General features: G+C 61.4%; 14 protein-coding genes. 4 read left to right on the top strand and 10 right to left on the bottom strand.

Going from position 1 to position 15938, the window contains the following annotated elements:
* The 3 genes from LPN03_RS06920 to LPN03_RS06910 all read left to right on the top strand — a co-directional run.
* Window positions 1–1448, top strand: a 1448-nt coding sequence (locus LPN03_RS06920) for an FG-GAP repeat domain-containing protein (RefSeq protein ID WP_262453674.1), incomplete at its 5' end; no start/stop codon positions are given.
* 172 nt (window positions 1449–1620) lie between these two features.
* Window positions 1621–2889, top strand: a complete 1269-nt coding sequence (locus LPN03_RS06915; RefSeq protein ID WP_262453673.1) for a putative transposase — start codon at window positions 1621–1623, stop codon at window positions 2887–2889.
* A complete protein-coding gene (locus LPN03_RS06910) occupies window positions 2883–3851 on the top strand; it encodes a putative transposase (protein WP_262453672.1) in 969 nt (322 codons plus the stop codon). Before LPN03_RS06915 ends, LPN03_RS06910 begins: the two co-directional genes overlap by 7 nt.
* Window positions 3852–3927: 76 nt before the next feature.
* On the opposite strand, the gene LPN03_RS06905 is transcribed toward LPN03_RS06910, so the two are convergent.
* The 7 genes from LPN03_RS06905 to LPN03_RS06875 form a co-directional block, all read right to left on the bottom strand.
* On the bottom strand, window positions 3928–5076 hold the full coding sequence (locus LPN03_RS06905) for a glycosyltransferase family 1 protein (RefSeq protein WP_262453671.1): 1149 nt from the start codon (window positions 5074–5076) through the stop codon (window positions 3928–3930).
* A gap of 60 nt (window positions 5077–5136) precedes the next feature.
* Window positions 5137–6216, bottom strand: a complete 1080-nt coding sequence (locus LPN03_RS06900; RefSeq protein ID WP_262453675.1) for a glycosyltransferase family A protein — start codon at window positions 6214–6216, stop codon at window positions 5137–5139.
* A gap of 39 nt (window positions 6217–6255) precedes the next feature.
* A complete protein-coding gene (locus LPN03_RS06895) occupies window positions 6256–8043 on the bottom strand; it encodes an ABC transporter ATP-binding protein (RefSeq protein WP_262453670.1) in 1788 nt (595 codons plus the stop codon).
* Window positions 8044–8217: 174 nt separating this feature from the next.
* On the bottom strand, window positions 8218–9318 hold the full coding sequence (locus LPN03_RS06890; RefSeq protein WP_262453669.1) for a glycosyltransferase family A protein: 1101 nt from the start codon (window positions 9316–9318) through the stop codon (window positions 8218–8220).
* 35 nt (window positions 9319–9353) lie between these two features.
* A complete protein-coding gene (locus LPN03_RS06885) occupies window positions 9354–10157 on the bottom strand; it encodes a glycosyltransferase (protein ID WP_262453668.1) in 804 nt (267 codons plus the stop codon).
* Between the two features lie 208 nt (window positions 10158–10365).
* Complete coding sequence (locus LPN03_RS06880; RefSeq protein ID WP_262453667.1) at window positions 10366–10737, bottom strand: DUF2304 domain-containing protein; 372 nt, start codon at window positions 10735–10737, stop codon at window positions 10366–10368.
* Window positions 10738–10741: 4 nt separating this feature from the next.
* The gene (locus LPN03_RS06875; protein WP_262453666.1) at window positions 10742–11380 is read right to left on the bottom strand and encodes a glycosyltransferase family 2 protein; all 639 of its coding nucleotides are present in this window, start codon (window positions 11378–11380) and stop codon (window positions 10742–10744) included.
* Between the two features lie 130 nt (window positions 11381–11510).
* Here LPN03_RS06875 and wecB point away from each other — a divergent pair, with 130 nt between their 5' ends.
* Complete coding sequence (wecB, locus tag LPN03_RS06870) at window positions 11511–12575, top strand: non-hydrolyzing UDP-N-acetylglucosamine 2-epimerase (protein WP_262453665.1); 1065 nt, start codon at window positions 11511–11513, stop codon at window positions 12573–12575.
* 158 nt (window positions 12576–12733) lie between these two features.
* Here wecB and LPN03_RS06865 read toward each other — a convergent pair whose 3' ends face one another.
* From LPN03_RS06865 to LPN03_RS06855, 3 genes are read right to left on the bottom strand one after another with little or no spacing between them, the layout of a single operon-like run.
* Window positions 12734–13777, bottom strand: coding sequence for a D-glucuronyl C5-epimerase family protein (locus LPN03_RS06865; RefSeq protein ID WP_262453664.1), 1044 nt, complete (start codon window positions 13775–13777; stop codon window positions 12734–12736).
* The gene (locus LPN03_RS06860; protein ID WP_262453663.1) at window positions 13774–14946 is read right to left on the bottom strand and encodes a glycosyltransferase family 4 protein; all 1173 of its coding nucleotides are present in this window, start codon (window positions 14944–14946) and stop codon (window positions 13774–13776) included. Before LPN03_RS06860 ends, LPN03_RS06865 begins: the two co-directional genes overlap by 4 nt.
* Window positions 14946–15938 carry a Gfo/Idh/MocA family protein gene (locus LPN03_RS06855; RefSeq protein WP_262453662.1) on the bottom strand — a complete coding sequence of 331 codons (993 nt, stop codon included), beginning with the start codon at window positions 15936–15938 and terminating at the stop codon, window positions 14946–14948. The genes LPN03_RS06860 and LPN03_RS06855 overlap by 1 nt, the downstream gene beginning before the upstream one ends.

Genomic DNA, 15938 nt, shown 5'->3' with positions numbered 1-15938 from the left:
CTGCCGGACGGCTTTGGCGATACCCCACTGCAACCGGCAAACTTGGCACCGGAACGCAAATTGGTGCCGGTTTCACCGGTGTCAAGTCCGTGCATGTGGCCGACTGGAACGGCGATGGAATCCTTGACTTGATCGTCCAATGGTCGAACGGAAGGCTGTCGCTCTACCCTGGCATTTCCGCGGGCTCCTTCAACAATGCCGTTACCTTGGCGAATTCTGGCTGGGGCGGCTACGACTTGACTGTCGGCCAATGGATCACGGCGTCAAAATTCCCCACCATCGTTGCCCAGTCGGCTGATGGCACGCTGACCTCATTCACCAGTACCGATGGGACATCCCTGACCGCCGGCACGGTCCTTGCCCGCGGAATGACCCGCATGCATCCGGTGATGACTGACTTCGACGGCGACGGGAACGCTGACATCGTCGCCATCAACAATCTGGGCCAACTTATCCTGTATCGATCCAACGGCAAGGGCGCCTTCGTCTCCGAGCAGCGTCCCGTCGTCGGAAACGGGTGGCAAGTCATGACGAGCGTCAGTCCCGCGACGTCGTACACGTCAACGGGGTCTGCGGGCATTCTAGCCCGGACGGCTGGCGGAGCCCTCATGTACTACCCCATCCTCAAGTCCTCCTTCGGCCCCCCAATAACGCTCGCTACGGGATGGAATGGCACCACCATTGTTGGCGGCAGCGCTTTCCTGGCCCCCCAGCAAGCCATCACTAGCCTCGCAGACGTTGTTGCCGCGGACTCCAGCGGCACGCTTTGGAACTACTCGGCTACGGGATCGGGCACCCTGGCAGCCCCCTATCCAATTGGGGTTGGGTGGACGGGCCTGAAGAGTCTCCACGTAGTGGACTGGAATTCCGACGGCGTTCCCGATGTGTTGGCCCAATGGAGCAACGGCGCCATGACCCTCTATCCGGGAGCATCAGGAGGCGGATTTGCTCGGCCTTTGACGCTCGCCAGCACCGGATGGGGCAGCGTTAAATTCATCACGGGCAGGTGGGTCACGGGCTCCACCTACCCGGGTCTGGTGGGCACCAACGGACTGGGCGACTTGTACTACTGGCCCAACAAGACTGGCGGCACCCTCGGCACGGCCCAGAAAATTGGTACCGGATGGGGCACGCTGAAGACCGCCATGCAGGACTTCGACTCCGATGGAAACCAGGACCTGCTTGCCATAGACCCATTGGGTACGATGCGCCTCTACCGGTCCAATGGCACTGGCGGATTTGTCATCGAGTCCCGGCCAGCCATTGGCTCGGGTTGGTCGTCGTTCAGCCGGGTTTCCGGCGTGAATGGATTCACCGGGCTCGGCAGCAAGGGCGTCCTGGCCCAGTCGCCCACAGGCCTCATGCGGTACTACCCGATCGGAACAAATAGCTCCTGGAGCGCTCCCGTAGCAATTCCGCAAGCTGTCCTGGGGGCCACTATTTCGTAGGAATCACGGAAGCGGCCCGAGACCAGGACTCCGGACATGGTGTTGGCGCGAGCCTTGTAGTTCGTTGAGTTGCCGCTGTTTCTCATGTGGCCTGGGCTGTTAATTTCATCCCTGTTGTGAGATAACAGGGGCGTGATGATTTCGTGTGTGGGTGGGTGAAACAATGGTTTCAATGACCACCCAAACCGCCCTGCCTGTGCTCCCGGATCTCGGCGCCGTTCTCCTGGGCGAGCGTGCAGCCCTGTTGGAAGATGCAACGGGCGGCAAGGTCTTCATCAACGGGCAGCTGGCTTATGTGTGGGGGCCCGGCCAGGACGGATTGCGGCGGTTGGCGGCCTCACAACTTGTTGACACTGGTGCTGCCCAGGTCAACGAGGTCGCAGCGGGCTTCGGTGTGAAAACGGAGTCGTTGCGGCGCTGGCGCAGGTCACTGGAATACGCCGGCCTGATGGGCTTGGCGCCGGTGAAGAAGGGCCCCAAGCGTCCCTCCCTGCTGACGGAAGCGAAGGCCGCACAGATTAGGGCCGTTCGTGCCGGCGGGGCGAGCCTGCGGGCCACTGCCGAAGCGACTGGGGTTTCCACTGACACGGTCCGGCGCGCCATGGCCGCCACCGCGGAAACACCGGCGGCTGTTTCCAACCACGATGCCGCGGCACGCGGTGAACCACCGGAACAGGCACATCCGCCTGTCCTGCCAACACCCGTGGCCCGTGGCGGGGAACGTGCCGCGGCACGGGCCGGACTGCCCGGGTGCGCGGCCCCGGTGTTTGCCCCGGCCGCCCGGGCCCGGCATGCCGGCTTGTTCCTGGCCTTCCCGGCACTGGAAACCACCGGCCTGCTGGCCTGCGCGAAAGCCACCTACGGTTCCTTGCCGGACGGGTTTTACGGGCTCGAAACCATCCTGATCGACGCCGTGCTGCGGGCCCTGGCCGGGGAAGCCCGGGCCGAGGGCGCCACCCGCTTCGACCCGGTGGAGCTTGGCCGGGTGTTGGGATTGGACCGGGCCCCGAAAGTCAAGACGATCCGCCGGAAGATCAGCCAGCTCGCGCAGGCCGGCAAAGCCGGCGAGCTTGTCGCGGCCCTGGCCAAACACCACCTCACATCCACCGGTCCGGGTGAGGAGGACCTGGCCGCGGTTCTTTATGTTGACGGGCATGTGCGCGCTTACCAGGGAGGCAGGAAGATCGGGAAGATCTACTCGACCCGGTTGAAGTTCCCGGTCCCGGCGACCGAGGAGACCTGGGTCACCGACACCCACGGATCCCCCGTTTTTGTCGTCATGGCCGAACCCGCCGCGTCCCTCGCTTCCGAGCTGCGCCGCCGCCTGCCGGAACTGCGCACAGCCGTCGGGGACGGGCGGCGCGTCCTCGTTGGTTTCGATAGGGGCGGCTGGTCACCGGATCTGTTCCAGCACATGGCAGAAAGGGGTTCGACGTGCTGACCTGGCGCAAAGGCGCCAGCAAAGACGTGGCAGAAAAGCTGTTCACGGAGGCCACCCACACCGACGAGCACGGGCAGGAGCGGAAATGGTCGGTCGCTGACACGGTCGTTGAGCTGCCCCTGGCCGCGACGAAGACGACCGGGGAAGTGTTCAACATCCGACAGGTCAGCCGGATCGTTGCGGCGACCGGTGGTGGCACACGGCAAATCCACATCCTCACCACCGACCGCGCCATGAGCGCCGGTGAGGCGGTGTACCGGATGGGGGCCAAGTGGCGGCAGGAAAACCAGTTCCGCCAATCCCTCCTGCACGCCGGGCCCGGTTCCCACGACAGCTATGCCAGCCGCATGGATGATGAGGACAGGATGGTGAAGAACCCGGCGAAAGCCAAGGCCTACCAACTCGTCGTCGCTGCCCGTGCCCGGCATGCGGAAGCCGCAGCCGTGGCCGATGCGAACCTGCTGGCCCTGAAAACCCCGCCGGAAGGTGCGGGTGAAGTCACGGTCACCAGCACCACGCACAACCACGTCATGGCACCGGTCTGGGAAGCAGAAAATGCTTTGATCGCCGCTGAGAAGACCCACAAAGCCATTCCCGCCAAGCTCCGCCTCGGGGACCCGAACCCGGGCCAGCAAGTCTTGGACACCGAGACGAAACTGATCCACCATGGCATCCGGATGGCCGCTTACAACACGGCGATGAGCATCGCGCGGGAAATCCGCACCAACACCGGCTACCGGCGCGCCACCCAGGAGGCCCACGCCCTCATGCGCCAGGCCCTCAACCAAACCGGCGACATCGACACGACCGAACCCGGCTACCTCACGATCACCCTCGAACCGCTACCAACCCCAACCAAAACCGCCGCCATCGCCGATCTGTGCGACCACGTCACCACCACCAAAACCCACTACCCAGGCACCGACCTCATCCTTCGCTACAAAATCAAGAACCACGCCTAACAACCCACTGCAATTACCTCACCACGTCCGGAGCCCTGGGGACATAATCGCTGATTACTGCGTCCCGGGCTGACTCTCAAGAGGCCCCAGGATCCAGTCCGGAAGCCACGATGGCGGCAATTGACGTATCCCAAAGCTTCACCTGCTGTTCGGCCGAAAGGGCTTGCGCGGCGGCGTCGGCAGCCAGCTTCCAGCGATCCACTAATTCAGGGGTCAATGACCGGATAGTCGCGGAGAGGGCTTCGCTTGAAAAATCGGCAGTCACCGTCCCGAATTTGTATTCACTCACCAGTGCCATCATGGCCGGTGATGGTCCGACTATGACACCCAGCCGGGCCTGGACGGCCTCAAAGAACTTATTGGGCAGTGCGTTGGCCAAATTGAAATTGGTGGGTGGCAGGAACACCAGGGACACGTCATAAGTCTGCAGGACTTCAATCAACTCCGAATACGGCACAGGTTCCCGGAATGAAACGCCCTTGATGCCGCGGGCGAGCTCCTTGAGCTCTGCAACGTAATCCGGTTCGTTCGGCATGACGATCATGTCCAAAGCGAGCCATTCAGGGGCGTCGCGCATTGCTTCGATAAGGTTTTCCAGCTTCCGGTAGCGCTGCCCGGCAGCACTGTGAATCATCCGGATGGAACCATCAACCTTGGTCGGACTGGCCTGCAGGTAGGGCGCGGCGTTGGTGACGACACCCGTCGGGACGCCAAAGTCACTGGTGTATTGGGCCGCTATTCCGGCCGACACTGTCGTCACAGACTTGGCGAGGGGAAGGTAAGTCTTGCAAAGCCAGCGCATGAAGGGCGCAACAAAAGTCCGCCACTTGAAATCGTCGTCCTTCTCCCTCGGGGCGAATTCGTGGAGGTCCGCGTGAACGCCAAGCCGCGGCTTCAGGTCGAGTGCCAGAGGCAAGGAATTGAGGTCATTTGCGAGGATCACATCAAATGTGCCGACGGGCAGGATCTTACGGGCCGCCTGAACGGCAGGAAGCCCTTCATAGACTCTCCTGAACTGCCGTGTGGCCAATCCCACCCTGTCCGTGGTCCATGCGCGACAGTCCTCGGGCAGGGCATAATGTTCGGCGGAACCCTCAGGGGCGTGACCATAACCGCAGGTGACCACGTGGTAGCTGTCCTTGAACAAGGTAACTTCCTTCAACACCCTGGGGTCGGAAGGGATCGCCGAAAAGGACAATATCAATAGCGACGGCTTCGAATGCATGGATTCATCTTTCAGGAACGAACTACAGGGACAGGGAAAAGGGTAATGTCCGCCTGGACGCTACGGAGTGGACCGAGCTCGAGCCACCAGGGCATGGAATTTCAGACGCAGTTGGTGGCGGAGGGCGCTGTCCCGCTTTGCGTTGTCAAGAATTCCGGGAGCAAGCAGTTTATGCCAGTAACTCGCAGCTGCGAATTCCTCCACGGCATTCTGAAAGCTTCCAGCATCAGCGCCGGGGGCGGAAACGGCCGCAATGAGGGACTGCTCCGCCATGGTCAACGGCCCGGCAAACGCAGGGGAAATCGCAACCACCTTGTCCATGAATTCCCTCACGGCAAGTCGGTCAGATTCGGGCCATCCCCATCCCGGACCACGCCGAACCAGCGCTCCTGCCAAGTGGATACGTACCAGCTTGGTGGCAATTGACTGCCGCTGGTCGGCTGAAAGTGCCTCAAGCCAGGCCTGCTGCAGCCCAGCCACAGCCTGAAACTCCTCCATGAGTGGCAGGAACTCCGCTGTGACGCGGTCCGAGGCATCTTCCCCCAACACATAATGAGGACCATCGGCGGGAAATTCAAGGCGTGCTCCGGAAAACCACAATGCCAGCCCGGGTGCCAGGTCCTCAGCGGTACGCAGGCCCTGCGTATAGGAAAATTCCATGGACCTGAGCAACTCGGTGGACCACAGCCCTCGCGGAGCCGTGGCATACGCCAATTGGTCCTTAACTGCGTCCAGCGAATGCCGTCTGAAAACGCGCGCCCTCGGTGTCCGCACGACGTCGCCGGTTTGCAGCTTGAGTGGTGCAATTACGCCGTCGGCTGCCGTGCCCTTGATGACGTCGAGCCAATGCTCCAGGGCGCCAGCTTCCAGATAGTCGTCAGAATCCAGCACTAAGACGTAGGGGGTCTTGCACTGGGCCAACCCCAAATTCTTCGGCCCCGACGGAGATGCCAGTCCGTCATCGAGCTGGAGGAAGGTAATGCTTCCGTCGGGCACGCCAAGTACATTGCTCCTAATGTCCTCGACCCCCACGTTGTGGCATACAACCACCACATGGACCAGTCCTTCCGTGGCCGGGCTCCAGCACGAACTCACGGCGCGCCCCAACGGCCGTTGGACATTGTGCACCGCGATGACCACTGTGACAACCGGGCTAGCCGGAGCAGCCGCTTGCGCCACTTAGTTGACCAATCCCGCCAGCGAGGCCTGCTCTGCGAAGTCCGGCACGGCGCTAATGAGTTCATCAAATGTTCCACTGGCTTGAACCTGCCCATTGGCCAGGAAGAATATTTGGTCCGCGTGGCGGATGGTGGAAAGCCTGTGGGCGACCAAAATGACGGTCACCTTGCCATGGAGATCCTGAATCGACTGGCTTATTGCTGCTTCTGTCGCTGAATCGAGGGCGCTGGTTGCCTCGTCCATGACCAACACTACGGGTTCGGCGTACAGTGCGCGGGCAATTCCCAGCCTCTGCCTTTGTCCACCCGACAGTGACAGGCCGCGTTCTCCCACCCGACGATCCACCCCGCCGTCGCGACTCTCCACAACATCGAGCATTTGAGCTTTTGCAAGCGAACTCTTGACCAATGCGCGATCGAATTCATTGGTCCAGGTCAGGGCAACATTCTGTGCCACTGTGGCATCAAACAGCGCCACCTCCTGTGGAACGTAGCCAACTCGGGACCGCCAGTCGCTCGCCATGGCTTCCAGGGGGACCCCCCCAATGCTGGCTACCCCTGCCGTTGGCTCGACCAAACCAAGAATCAGGTCAACCAGCGTGGATTTTCCAGCGCCTGAAGACCCAACAAACGCGACGGTCGACCCAAACGGGATGCTCAGCGTTACCCCCTTCAAGGCGTCTTCACCTTCGGGGGAATAGCGAAAGCTCACATTGTTCAAATCAAGACTCGCAGCGCCGGCGGGCAGCTTTTCCCCTGATCGGTCCGTGGTGTGCCGACCAGCAAACTTCTCCACGGATTTGATGTCCTTCACAACGACCTCAGCAAAGGGTGCACTCGAGGATGTCTGGGAAATAATGGACTGGAAGCGCTGGAGGGACGGAGCCATGCGGAAGCCCGCCAGAGCAAAGAGCGCAACGGACATCTCGGCCTGTGTCGCTCCGCCGGCCAAGTATCCAACCGCACCCACGACGGCGAATCCGCCGATCAGGGCTGCTTCCAGCACGTAACGGGGAACGATGCCCAAAAATTGGATGTTTGCCCGGGCCCGGGAAGTGTGGATGCGGTTTTCATGGACTACGTCAGCGACCTCGCCTGACTTGTTCCGCAACGTCACTTCCTTGAGTGCCGTCACCATTTCGGTGAGGAGTTGCGCCACCTTGAACGAGTAGTCGCGATTGACCCGTCCCGCGACAACCGACCTGCGTGAGACCGAAAAGTACAGCAGCAGGGCCACGAGACCCAAATAGATGATGGCGACTGCCGCGGTAAGTGGCTGCGCCACAGCAAGCACCACGACAACAACAACAAACGTAAGCACCTCTCCCGTGATGGTCAAGGCGGGCAAGAGGAATCCAGCGATGGTGTTGGCAATGCCAACGTCGGCGATTCGGACCAGGTCGGAGGAGTTCCGCCGGAGTCTTTCCACCCAGGGCGCCGCGAGATAGGCGTCAAATAGCTTGTCTCCCAGTTCCAGCTCAATCCGTGCGAGCTTGCGGGTGGCCCACCACTGCAGCACCAATGCAAAAACGCCCTTGAGCACAATGACGCCACAGACGACACCTACAACTACAAAGAGTCCCGTCCCGCTGATTTCCACCCCAATGACAGGAACGCGCCATGGTGATCCCGTCATCATGGGCGACAGCACCAATGCAAGGAGTCCCATGGCAAAAGCGTCAAAAAGGGCCAGGACGGCCACCAGGATCGAGTACAGCCGCAGGAAACCCCTGCTGGATTCCGGAAGAATGGTCAGAACGGTCTTGAAGGTCCCCCAAAGCGCCTTCATCGGCTGGCCCAAAATCCGGCGACCAGCCAGTCCGACTCAACAACGACTATTGACATTCCATCAAACCATTGAATGTTAATCACCCTTGCATTCTACCGGGAAGGCACAGCGTCCACTCGCCGGCGCCGCGGCCCTCACCTGCGATGTAGAACACTTCACGCTTCCGGCGGTACCTTATAACAGCGCTGAAGCTACCATGAAGCGTAGCGGCGATTCCGGTTTGAATTGTGAGCGCCTGTTGGAAGCCAGTAGTGTGGCCGGCGTTCCGAATTTCCTTCTCTGCCGCGCCAATTCCATCAACTCGCCGCCGCTGGCCGTTGAGCTCGTGATGGCTGCAAGCAGCCTGGAATCGGCCAACGACAGCGGCAGCACGGAATGTGGGGCCACGGCCACAAGGACCTTCACGACACCCGCCAAGGCCGTGTGATCCGCCTCCGTCCACGACTCCGCGTTCCGTGAGGCGGCAGCTGAAAATACATGGACCCTCAGCAATTTCGTGACCAGGGCAGACTGTGATGCGTCAGGAAGGCCTCCGAACCAGTCGGATGCCACGAGCTCGGTGGCAAAGGTAAAGTCATCCTCGAGGGGGCGAACTTCGCTTGTCACGCGATCGATTGCGTCGGCCCCCACCACGTAGTGGCCAGCCCTGCGTGCGTAGTCAATCCGTCCACCGCCAAAATACAGCTTGGCCGAGAACGCCTGATCCTCGCCCGTCCTGTACCCAGCAGTGAACCTGAGACCCAGACGCCGAATCTCCGCGACTTGCACCAGGCCCAGGGGCGCCGTGCGATAGCTGAGACGATCCTTGACCGGATCGAGTTTGCGGCTGCGCCCCACCCGGACCGGAGGAGTGCGCACCTTGGCCCCGTTGGCGTGGCGTTGTGGCGCCAAGACCGCCGCGGAATCATGGCGAAGGGCGATCTCAAGCCATTGGCGCAGCGCACCTGGCTCCAACATGTCGTCGCTGCCCATGACGCTGACGTAGGGCGCTGAGGCGGCGTCCAGCCCCGCGTTGAAGGGCCCTGCCGGGCTTGGAATGCCGTCACGGCAGCTCAAGTACCTGACCTGGTCCCGCAGGGGCTCCCGGATCTGCGCACGAATCTGACTCTCATCAATGTTGTGGCATACGACGTTGATCCGCACACCCCCAGCGGCGTTGAGGCCAAGGCCGGCTTGGGCCACCGACTGGATAGCGCGGTCGATGGGGCGCGAAACGCTATGGACCGCGATGATCAGGTCAACGGCGGGCTGGATGGACTCGAGAGGCAGGATCACCCCTGCAGGCTATCATCGACCATGTTGCCCGGGAGTTAGACGGCCGATCTATACAGCCCTTGCAGCACGGGTATCCACTTCTCGGCCGTATGGTTTTCCAAGACCCAGGCCCGGGCATTTTGCTTTTGGGAAGCTTCCCGGGGGTCCGCGAGCACATCGGCGACCTGCTGAACAATCTCGTCCACAGAACCCTGAAGGACCGGCGGGCGTCCGGCCGGCCCCTCCACTTGCGTCCCGGGGCAAACCACGACGGGTCCGATGGCCATCGCCTCAAGTTCGCTGATGCCCAGAAGCCCCGTTGCCTGGCCAACGACGACATCCGCACTAGCCAGCAGCTTGACGTATTCGTTGTGCGTCAGCCGGCCTCGCAGGCTGACTCCGGCATCGGCTGCCAGGGACGCTCCCGGCCCCCAATCCAGACCGACCAGCTCCACCTTGTCACCTTGGGCACGGTGCAGCGCCTCGGCTACGGCCACCTGCTGCTCGACGCCCTTGGATTCGTCCCAACGGGAGGCAAATAGCACGCGGCTGGTGGGCGCGTTGACGTTTGTGGGCGTCCAGGCTGGCAAGATGTCGGGGCGCAGGAGCGCCGCCATGTACTTCGCATCCGCCCTGGCAGCAAGGGCGTTCTCCGCTGTGTCGAGGTTTGTATAGAAGACGGCTTCAGCGCCGTCAATGGCCTTCTGGATTTGATTTCTGAACGTCGGCTCGAGCCACTGTTGGCGGATGTCGGTTCCATGAAGGTGAAGCAGGTATGGCCGTTTAGGCAGATACGAATGCTCCAGCAGAGCCACGGAGGTGGCGTAATGGACGTGGACGACGTCGCTGCGTACCAGCATGGCCAAGTGGCGGGCTACAAAGGGCGCCTGGCGCAACCTAGCCTGCAGGGAACCGCCAATGCCCCCTTCTGGACGGACTCGCTCCGGCGGCACGTAGCCCCACTCGAGCCCCTGTCGTTTGGCCTCAGCGACCAGGGTTTGGGCAACGTGGGCACAGTCGTTGAAGTGAGTGACCCTCGGTTCCGTCCCGGCCAATACCGGCGTCCGGCTATTTCCCGGGGCCATCGTGCTCGGCGGGAACGGCCCATGTCCTCGGCGCCTCATCCAACGCGATCCTCCGCGCCAACATGGTGAGGTCGTTTTCCATGTGGCGGAACCGTTGGTACGTCGTGGCCATGAAGACCAGGAAGCTGACAATCAGCGCGTACAGCACCAGGTCTGTCCCACGCCCAATTCCCAGCAGCCTGGCCAAGTGCGTCAGCGCAGCGGGGAAGAAAATGGAGAATGCCGCAACGCAGGCAAACAGCACCAGCATGATGCGCCGAATGGCCAGGTGCCGTGCATTGGAGCCACCTCGCATCAAGGCAACTGAAACAAGGATGACGGCGAGGACAAGAACTATTTGAACCAGAATCTGCACTTGCTCACCTAAAAAAGAGATCCGCAACGATGTTGACGGAGTTGAGTAGGGACTGCCCTTTCGAGCGGGAGTAGTCCGTGTAGATAATCACCACTGGCTGCTCCACCCAGCGCGGTTTCAATTCTGACAACTGCTGCACCAGCTCAGAGGCGTGGGCCATGCGGTTTTGCTTCAAATGCAACTGGCGGGCGACCATGGGGTGGAAGGCCCGCAGGCCATTGTGTGCGTCAGTGAGTGCCATGCCCGTGGACAAGCGGGACTGGATCGCCGCAACTTTGAGCACAAGGCGCTTTAAAGGGGAAAGTTTTGTGCGACCATCCAGAAACCTTGAGCCGAGCACCACCTCGGCTTCGCCGGAACGAATTCTGGCAACCATCGCCTTGGCATCTTCCACGCGATGCTGCCCATCGGCGTCGAAGGTGACGATCGCATCCACTTCAGGGTCGCCGACGGCGTATTCGACTCCAGTCTGCAGTGCCGCGCCCTGGCCAAGATTGACCGGGTGCTGAACGACGACGGCGCCCGCCTCGCGGGCGACGCGCTGGGATCCGTCGGTGCTGCCGTCATCAACACACACCACGTTGGGGAAGTCCGGCAGAAGACCACTAATGACGTTGCCGACGACAGTAACCTCGTTGTACATCGGTATGACTATCCAAGTGCGACTCACGGTTTCAGTATCCCACAGAAGCCACCTGCCGCGGGACCGCAGGCGGCTGTGGCGGAAGCCAATCCATGTGCATCCACGTTCCAGTTCCACATAAGCTGGAGCCATGCGAATTTTGAGTGTGGTGGGCGCGCGCCCACAGTTTGTCAAACTTGCCCCCATCGCGAAGGCCATGGAAGGCCGCGCGGAACACCTCATTGTCCACACAGGGCAACACTACGATGAGCTCATGTCAGATGTCTTCTTTCAGGACTTGGGAATCCCGGCCCCCGATTTTAACTTGGGTGTTGGCTCCGGCCGGCATGGAGAACAAACTGGGGCCATGCTCGCCGGACTGGAGAAAGTCTTCGAGACAGCGCGTCCGGACGTTGTATTGGTGTACGGCGACACCAACTCCACCCTGGCCGCCGCCATAGCCGCAGTGAAGATCCACATCCCGGTTGCACACCTGGAGGCCGGGCTTCGGTCATTCAATCGCCGCATGCCGGAGGAACATAACCGGGTGCTCACCGACCATGCGTCGGACTTGCTCCTCTCCCCCACGCAGGTAGGCATGGACCACCTGGCCAACGAGGGGCTCGCTGGGCGTTCAGTCATGGTTGGCGACGTCATGACGGATGTCCTGTACCGTGTCCGTGACGAACTCGCCAGCAACGATCAGCCGTTGCCGGCAGGCCTGAAAACGGACGGATACTACGTGTGTACCATCCACCGGCCGGACAACACGGACGACCCCCTCCGGCTAAAGGCAATTGTCGATTCTCTGGCCACCCTGGGAAGGCCGGTCCTGTTGTTGGCCCACCCCCGCTTGAAGGCGCTGGCTACATCGCACGGCATCGACCTCACCACCGGCTCCCTGGTGCTCAGCGATCCGCTGGCTTACCCGCAGCTCGTCAACGCGGTGGCAAACAGCGCTGGCGTGGTCACCGACTCCGGCGGTCTGCAAAAGGAAGCATTCCTCATGCGCGTCCCCTGCACCACCATCCGCCCGGAAACTGAATGGGTGGAAACCGTGGAACTGGGCTGGAACGTACTTGTCAACGACGATCTGTCGCAGCTGGCGGGCATCGTTGAACGTCCTGCCCCGGCCCCGACCGACGCCACACCCTACGGCGACGGCCATGCAGCCCAGCGCACTGTGGACGCCCTACTCGAGACTTTTGGGAAGTAGTTTCCCAGAAAAACCTCCAAGCCGTGGCGAGCTCATTCCTCAAACGGCGAGAGCCCCATATCTCGGCGTCGAGGCGCATTCCATGTGGGGCCCAGGGCCGCATCAATCACGGATGCGGCCCTGAGGGGCCGCTCCCCGCAGGGCTGCAGGGTGACAAGTCACGAACTTTGCTTGTTATGGTCCGCCTCAAGCAGATTGGCCTGCTCCATGAATTGGGCATCACCCGTTATGTCGCCCAAGGTCCGCAACTGGGCAGTGACACCTATGTGGTAGAAACCTGGTGCTCCCCAAGTCTTACGACCAAAGTACGTAGCCGCATACCAGCTGGGCATGCCGGGGTTTCGATAGGCACCGAATGAGTCCCTGATGCTGGTCGCGCCTACATCAAACAACCAGCGGGCGTGCTTGTCACCGGTCATTCGGTAATAGTCATAGAGTCCATAAAGGGCATAGATATGTCCGTTGACAACATGCGCATTGTGCTCGTCTTGCAGGGCAGGGTATTCCTCGTAATAGACAAATTTTCTTCCGTCTATCTGCTCAATATTCGTGAACCATCGGTTATCTTGGTTTTTCGCACTATCGAAAGACTTGACAGTGCTGGTGGCCAAGTCCTTCCAATACGTGTCATGGGTAACTTCAAATAAATTGACGAATGTTGATACCATCATTCCCTGCGCCATGCCTGAATACCATGGCACGCCCATACGTAGGTCTTTGACGTCGTGCCGAAACAGGTATGGGAACCACGTTGTACCGTCCTCGTCCTTGACTGAATTAGCGACCAGGTAGTTCGCGGTCGCAATGGTTCGCTCCAGATATTTCGGTTCCCGCGTTACCCGATAGGAGGAAATCATTTGATTCATAAACCAGGCCGAGGACACGGGATGATAGACAATGTCACCGTGCAATTTGGTTATGAGAACATCATCGGGACCAATTTCACCCCATGAGATGTCCTCGAGCGGGACCACGTGTGGACCGATATAGGGTGACTTGCCATCGCGGCTTAATTCATATCCGGTGTGGTTGAACTTTGGGCCCCAAATGGCGTCCCTAAAAACAAATAGTCCCCCACAAACAGCCATGATTGTCACCACGGCCACAACACCGAGTGCGATGCGCCGGCGGCGAATTATTCGGCGCCGCCTCAGCCTGCGGAACTGGGCCCCCTGCCGTATCGCCGGTGCCGGTGCAGTCATCCCTTAATCCTCAGTTCCAATATTGCCGCGGCAGCAACGCGCCCAGAGGCCTGCAGGGAGGCGTTGTCTGCAACCCATTGCACCCGGGACTCGCCAGACTGGGTGCCACCCCGGGTGTGGTCGGCCAGTACGGCAATCATGGCGTCAGCCACGGTTCGGGAATCATACTCCGCCGCGTGCCCTAGCCTGCCAGACTCGACGAGGGCGGCGCCGTCTCCCTGGCCCGCAAAGATGACAGGGGTTCCGCAGCCTGCTGCGGCATAGATCTTGGTCGGTTTGGCAAAGTCGTAGCCTTGGCCGGGCTTTATGCTCACCAGTGCGCCGTTGGCACCGCGAATCCATTGCGCGGCGTCGGCCGGCGGTACAACGCCGCCAAAGTGGACTGCGCCGGGGGCCTTGGCGGCCGCCAGTTCCTTCAGGTGGCCCTCGTCCGTACCTTGTCCAAAGAAGCGTATTTCGGCTTCAGGGAAGCGCTCGCGCACCAGTGGCAGGGCCTCGATGAATATCCCCGCCCCCTGCCACTCGCTCATGGTGCCCGTGTAAACGAAGTATGGTTTCGCTGCCGGACCCACCGGTCCGTCCGGTGAAAAAACTCCTGTGTCGACGCCGTTTCCGACCGTCTCAATGCGGCCGGCGGATACCTTGAATTGCGCCACTTGGCCGGCTACCTGTTCGGAGACGGCAATGACTTTGGCCGCGCGGCGCAGCACGAATCCTTCCATGGCACCCATGACCTTCTTGACGGCGCCGGACACCTCCATGGCTGACAGCGCCTCAGTCCACACGTCCGCGGCGTAGTAGACAAATGGACGCCGACGCAGCACAGACGACAGCGCCACTACAACGCCAGTGGTGGGCGGCGGTTCCGAAACAACGACGTCGGCCTTCACAGCCAGCAGCCGGAAAAATGCCGGAATGTCGAAGCTGAGATATTGCACGTACCCGCGCACGTTCCCGCCTGCATCCCGCAGGACGGGCCACCTGCTGAGCTTGTAGGCGGGCCTGAACACGCCAGAGCCCTTGGGCGCCCGGGTCGTGACAACCTCCACCTCCGCGCCCTGCTCCACCAGTCCATCCACCAGGGCTTTCAGCCGGAAGGCCGCCGCCCCCACTTCCGGAACAAACAACCGGGTGACGACGACGACCTTCAAGGGACTTTGCTTTGTCACTAAGACAGGATCCTCACAGGCTGCCCGGTGCGTGAGGATTCCAGCACAGCTTCCGCCACGACCAGGGTGTCCTGGCCTTCGGCCATGGTCACGACGTCGTTGCGCAGGCCCAGCACGGCGTCACGAAATGCCTCGTGTTCGGTGCGCAGCGGTTCCGGCTTGGCGATGGCCAGGCGCGTCACGTTGCCCTCGGAAACGCCCCGGAATGCAGCCATGGACTCCCACTGCGTGGCAACGGTGCCGTTTTCAAAGAATGTGAGGTCGGCCGTGACCGTGTCTGCAACGAACGCACCCTTTTCACCCGTGACAATGGTCAGGCGCTCCTTCATCGGGGACAGCCAGTTCACCAGGTGGTTGGTGATGATTCCGTTCTCCAGCTTGCCTGTGGCGGCAACCATATCCTCGTGGGGGCGGCCGCTGCGCGTGGTGGTCTGGGCAAAAATTGACTCAAAGCGGCTTTGGGCCAGCCAAGCAGTCAGGTCGATGTCGTGCGTGCCCAGGTCCTTGACAACGCCGACGTCGGCGATGCGGGCAGGGAACGGACCCTGCCGGCGGGTGGCGATCTGGTAGACCACACCCAGCTCGCCGTCAGCAATGCGCTTGCGAAGGGACTGAAGTGCGGGGTTAAAGCGCTCAATGTGCCCCACGGCGCCGACCAGACCCTTGGCGGCAAAGGCTTCCACCAGGCGCTGCCCTGCGGGAACGCTGGCCGCAATAGGCTTCTCCACCAACGTGTGGATGCCTGCCTCGGCCAGTGCCAGGCCGACCTCCTCATGCATGCCGGTGGGGACCGCCGCAACAGCCATGTCAATGCCGGCCGCGATGAGTTCCTGGACGCTGTGAAGGACCGGCAGGTCCTTGGCAACACCGTGGGGGTCACCAAATGCGTCGGCCACCGCCACCAGGTCCACGCCTTCGACTTCACGGATGACCCGGGCGTGGTGGCGGCCCATCATGCCCAGCCCGATGAGTCCTACGCGCAAGTTGGCCAT

The organism is Arthrobacter sp. A2-55 (genome assembly GCF_025548615.1).
Taxonomy (GTDB): Bacteria; Actinomycetota; Actinomycetes; order Actinomycetales; family Micrococcaceae; genus Specibacter; species Specibacter silviterrae.
This window is presented reverse-complemented; position numbering and strand designations above follow the sequence as displayed.

What these genes read in the sequence shown, in the direction of transcription:
- LPN03_RS06915 (WP_262453673.1), top strand. Translation starts at nt 1,621, where the DNA reads ATGACCACCCAAACCGCCCTGCCTGTGCTCCCGGATCTCGGCGCCGTT.
- LPN03_RS06905 (WP_262453671.1), bottom strand. Translation starts at nt 5,076, where the DNA reads ATGCATTCGAAGCCGTCGCTATTGATATTGTCCTTTTCGGCGATCCCT.
- LPN03_RS06895 (WP_262453670.1), bottom strand. Translation starts at nt 8,043, where the DNA reads ATGAAGGCGCTTTGGGGGACCTTCAAGACCGTTCTGACCATTCTTCCG.
- LPN03_RS06885 (WP_262453668.1), bottom strand. Translation starts at nt 10,157, where the DNA reads ATGCTGGTACGCAGCGACGTCGTCCACGTCCATTACGCCACCTCCGTG.
- LPN03_RS06875 (WP_262453666.1), bottom strand. Translation starts at nt 11,380, where the DNA reads ATGTACAACGAGGTTACTGTCGTCGGCAACGTCATTAGTGGTCTTCTG.
- wecB (WP_262453665.1), top strand. Translation starts at nt 11,511, where the DNA reads ATGCGAATTTTGAGTGTGGTGGGCGCGCGCCCACAGTTTGTCAAACTT.
- LPN03_RS06865 (WP_262453664.1), bottom strand. Translation starts at nt 13,777, where the DNA reads ATGACTGCACCGGCACCGGCGATACGGCAGGGGGCCCAGTTCCGCAGG.
- LPN03_RS06855 (WP_262453662.1), bottom strand. Translation starts at nt 15,938, where the DNA reads ATGGCCAACTTGCGCGTAGGACTCATCGGGCTGGGCATGATGGGCCGC.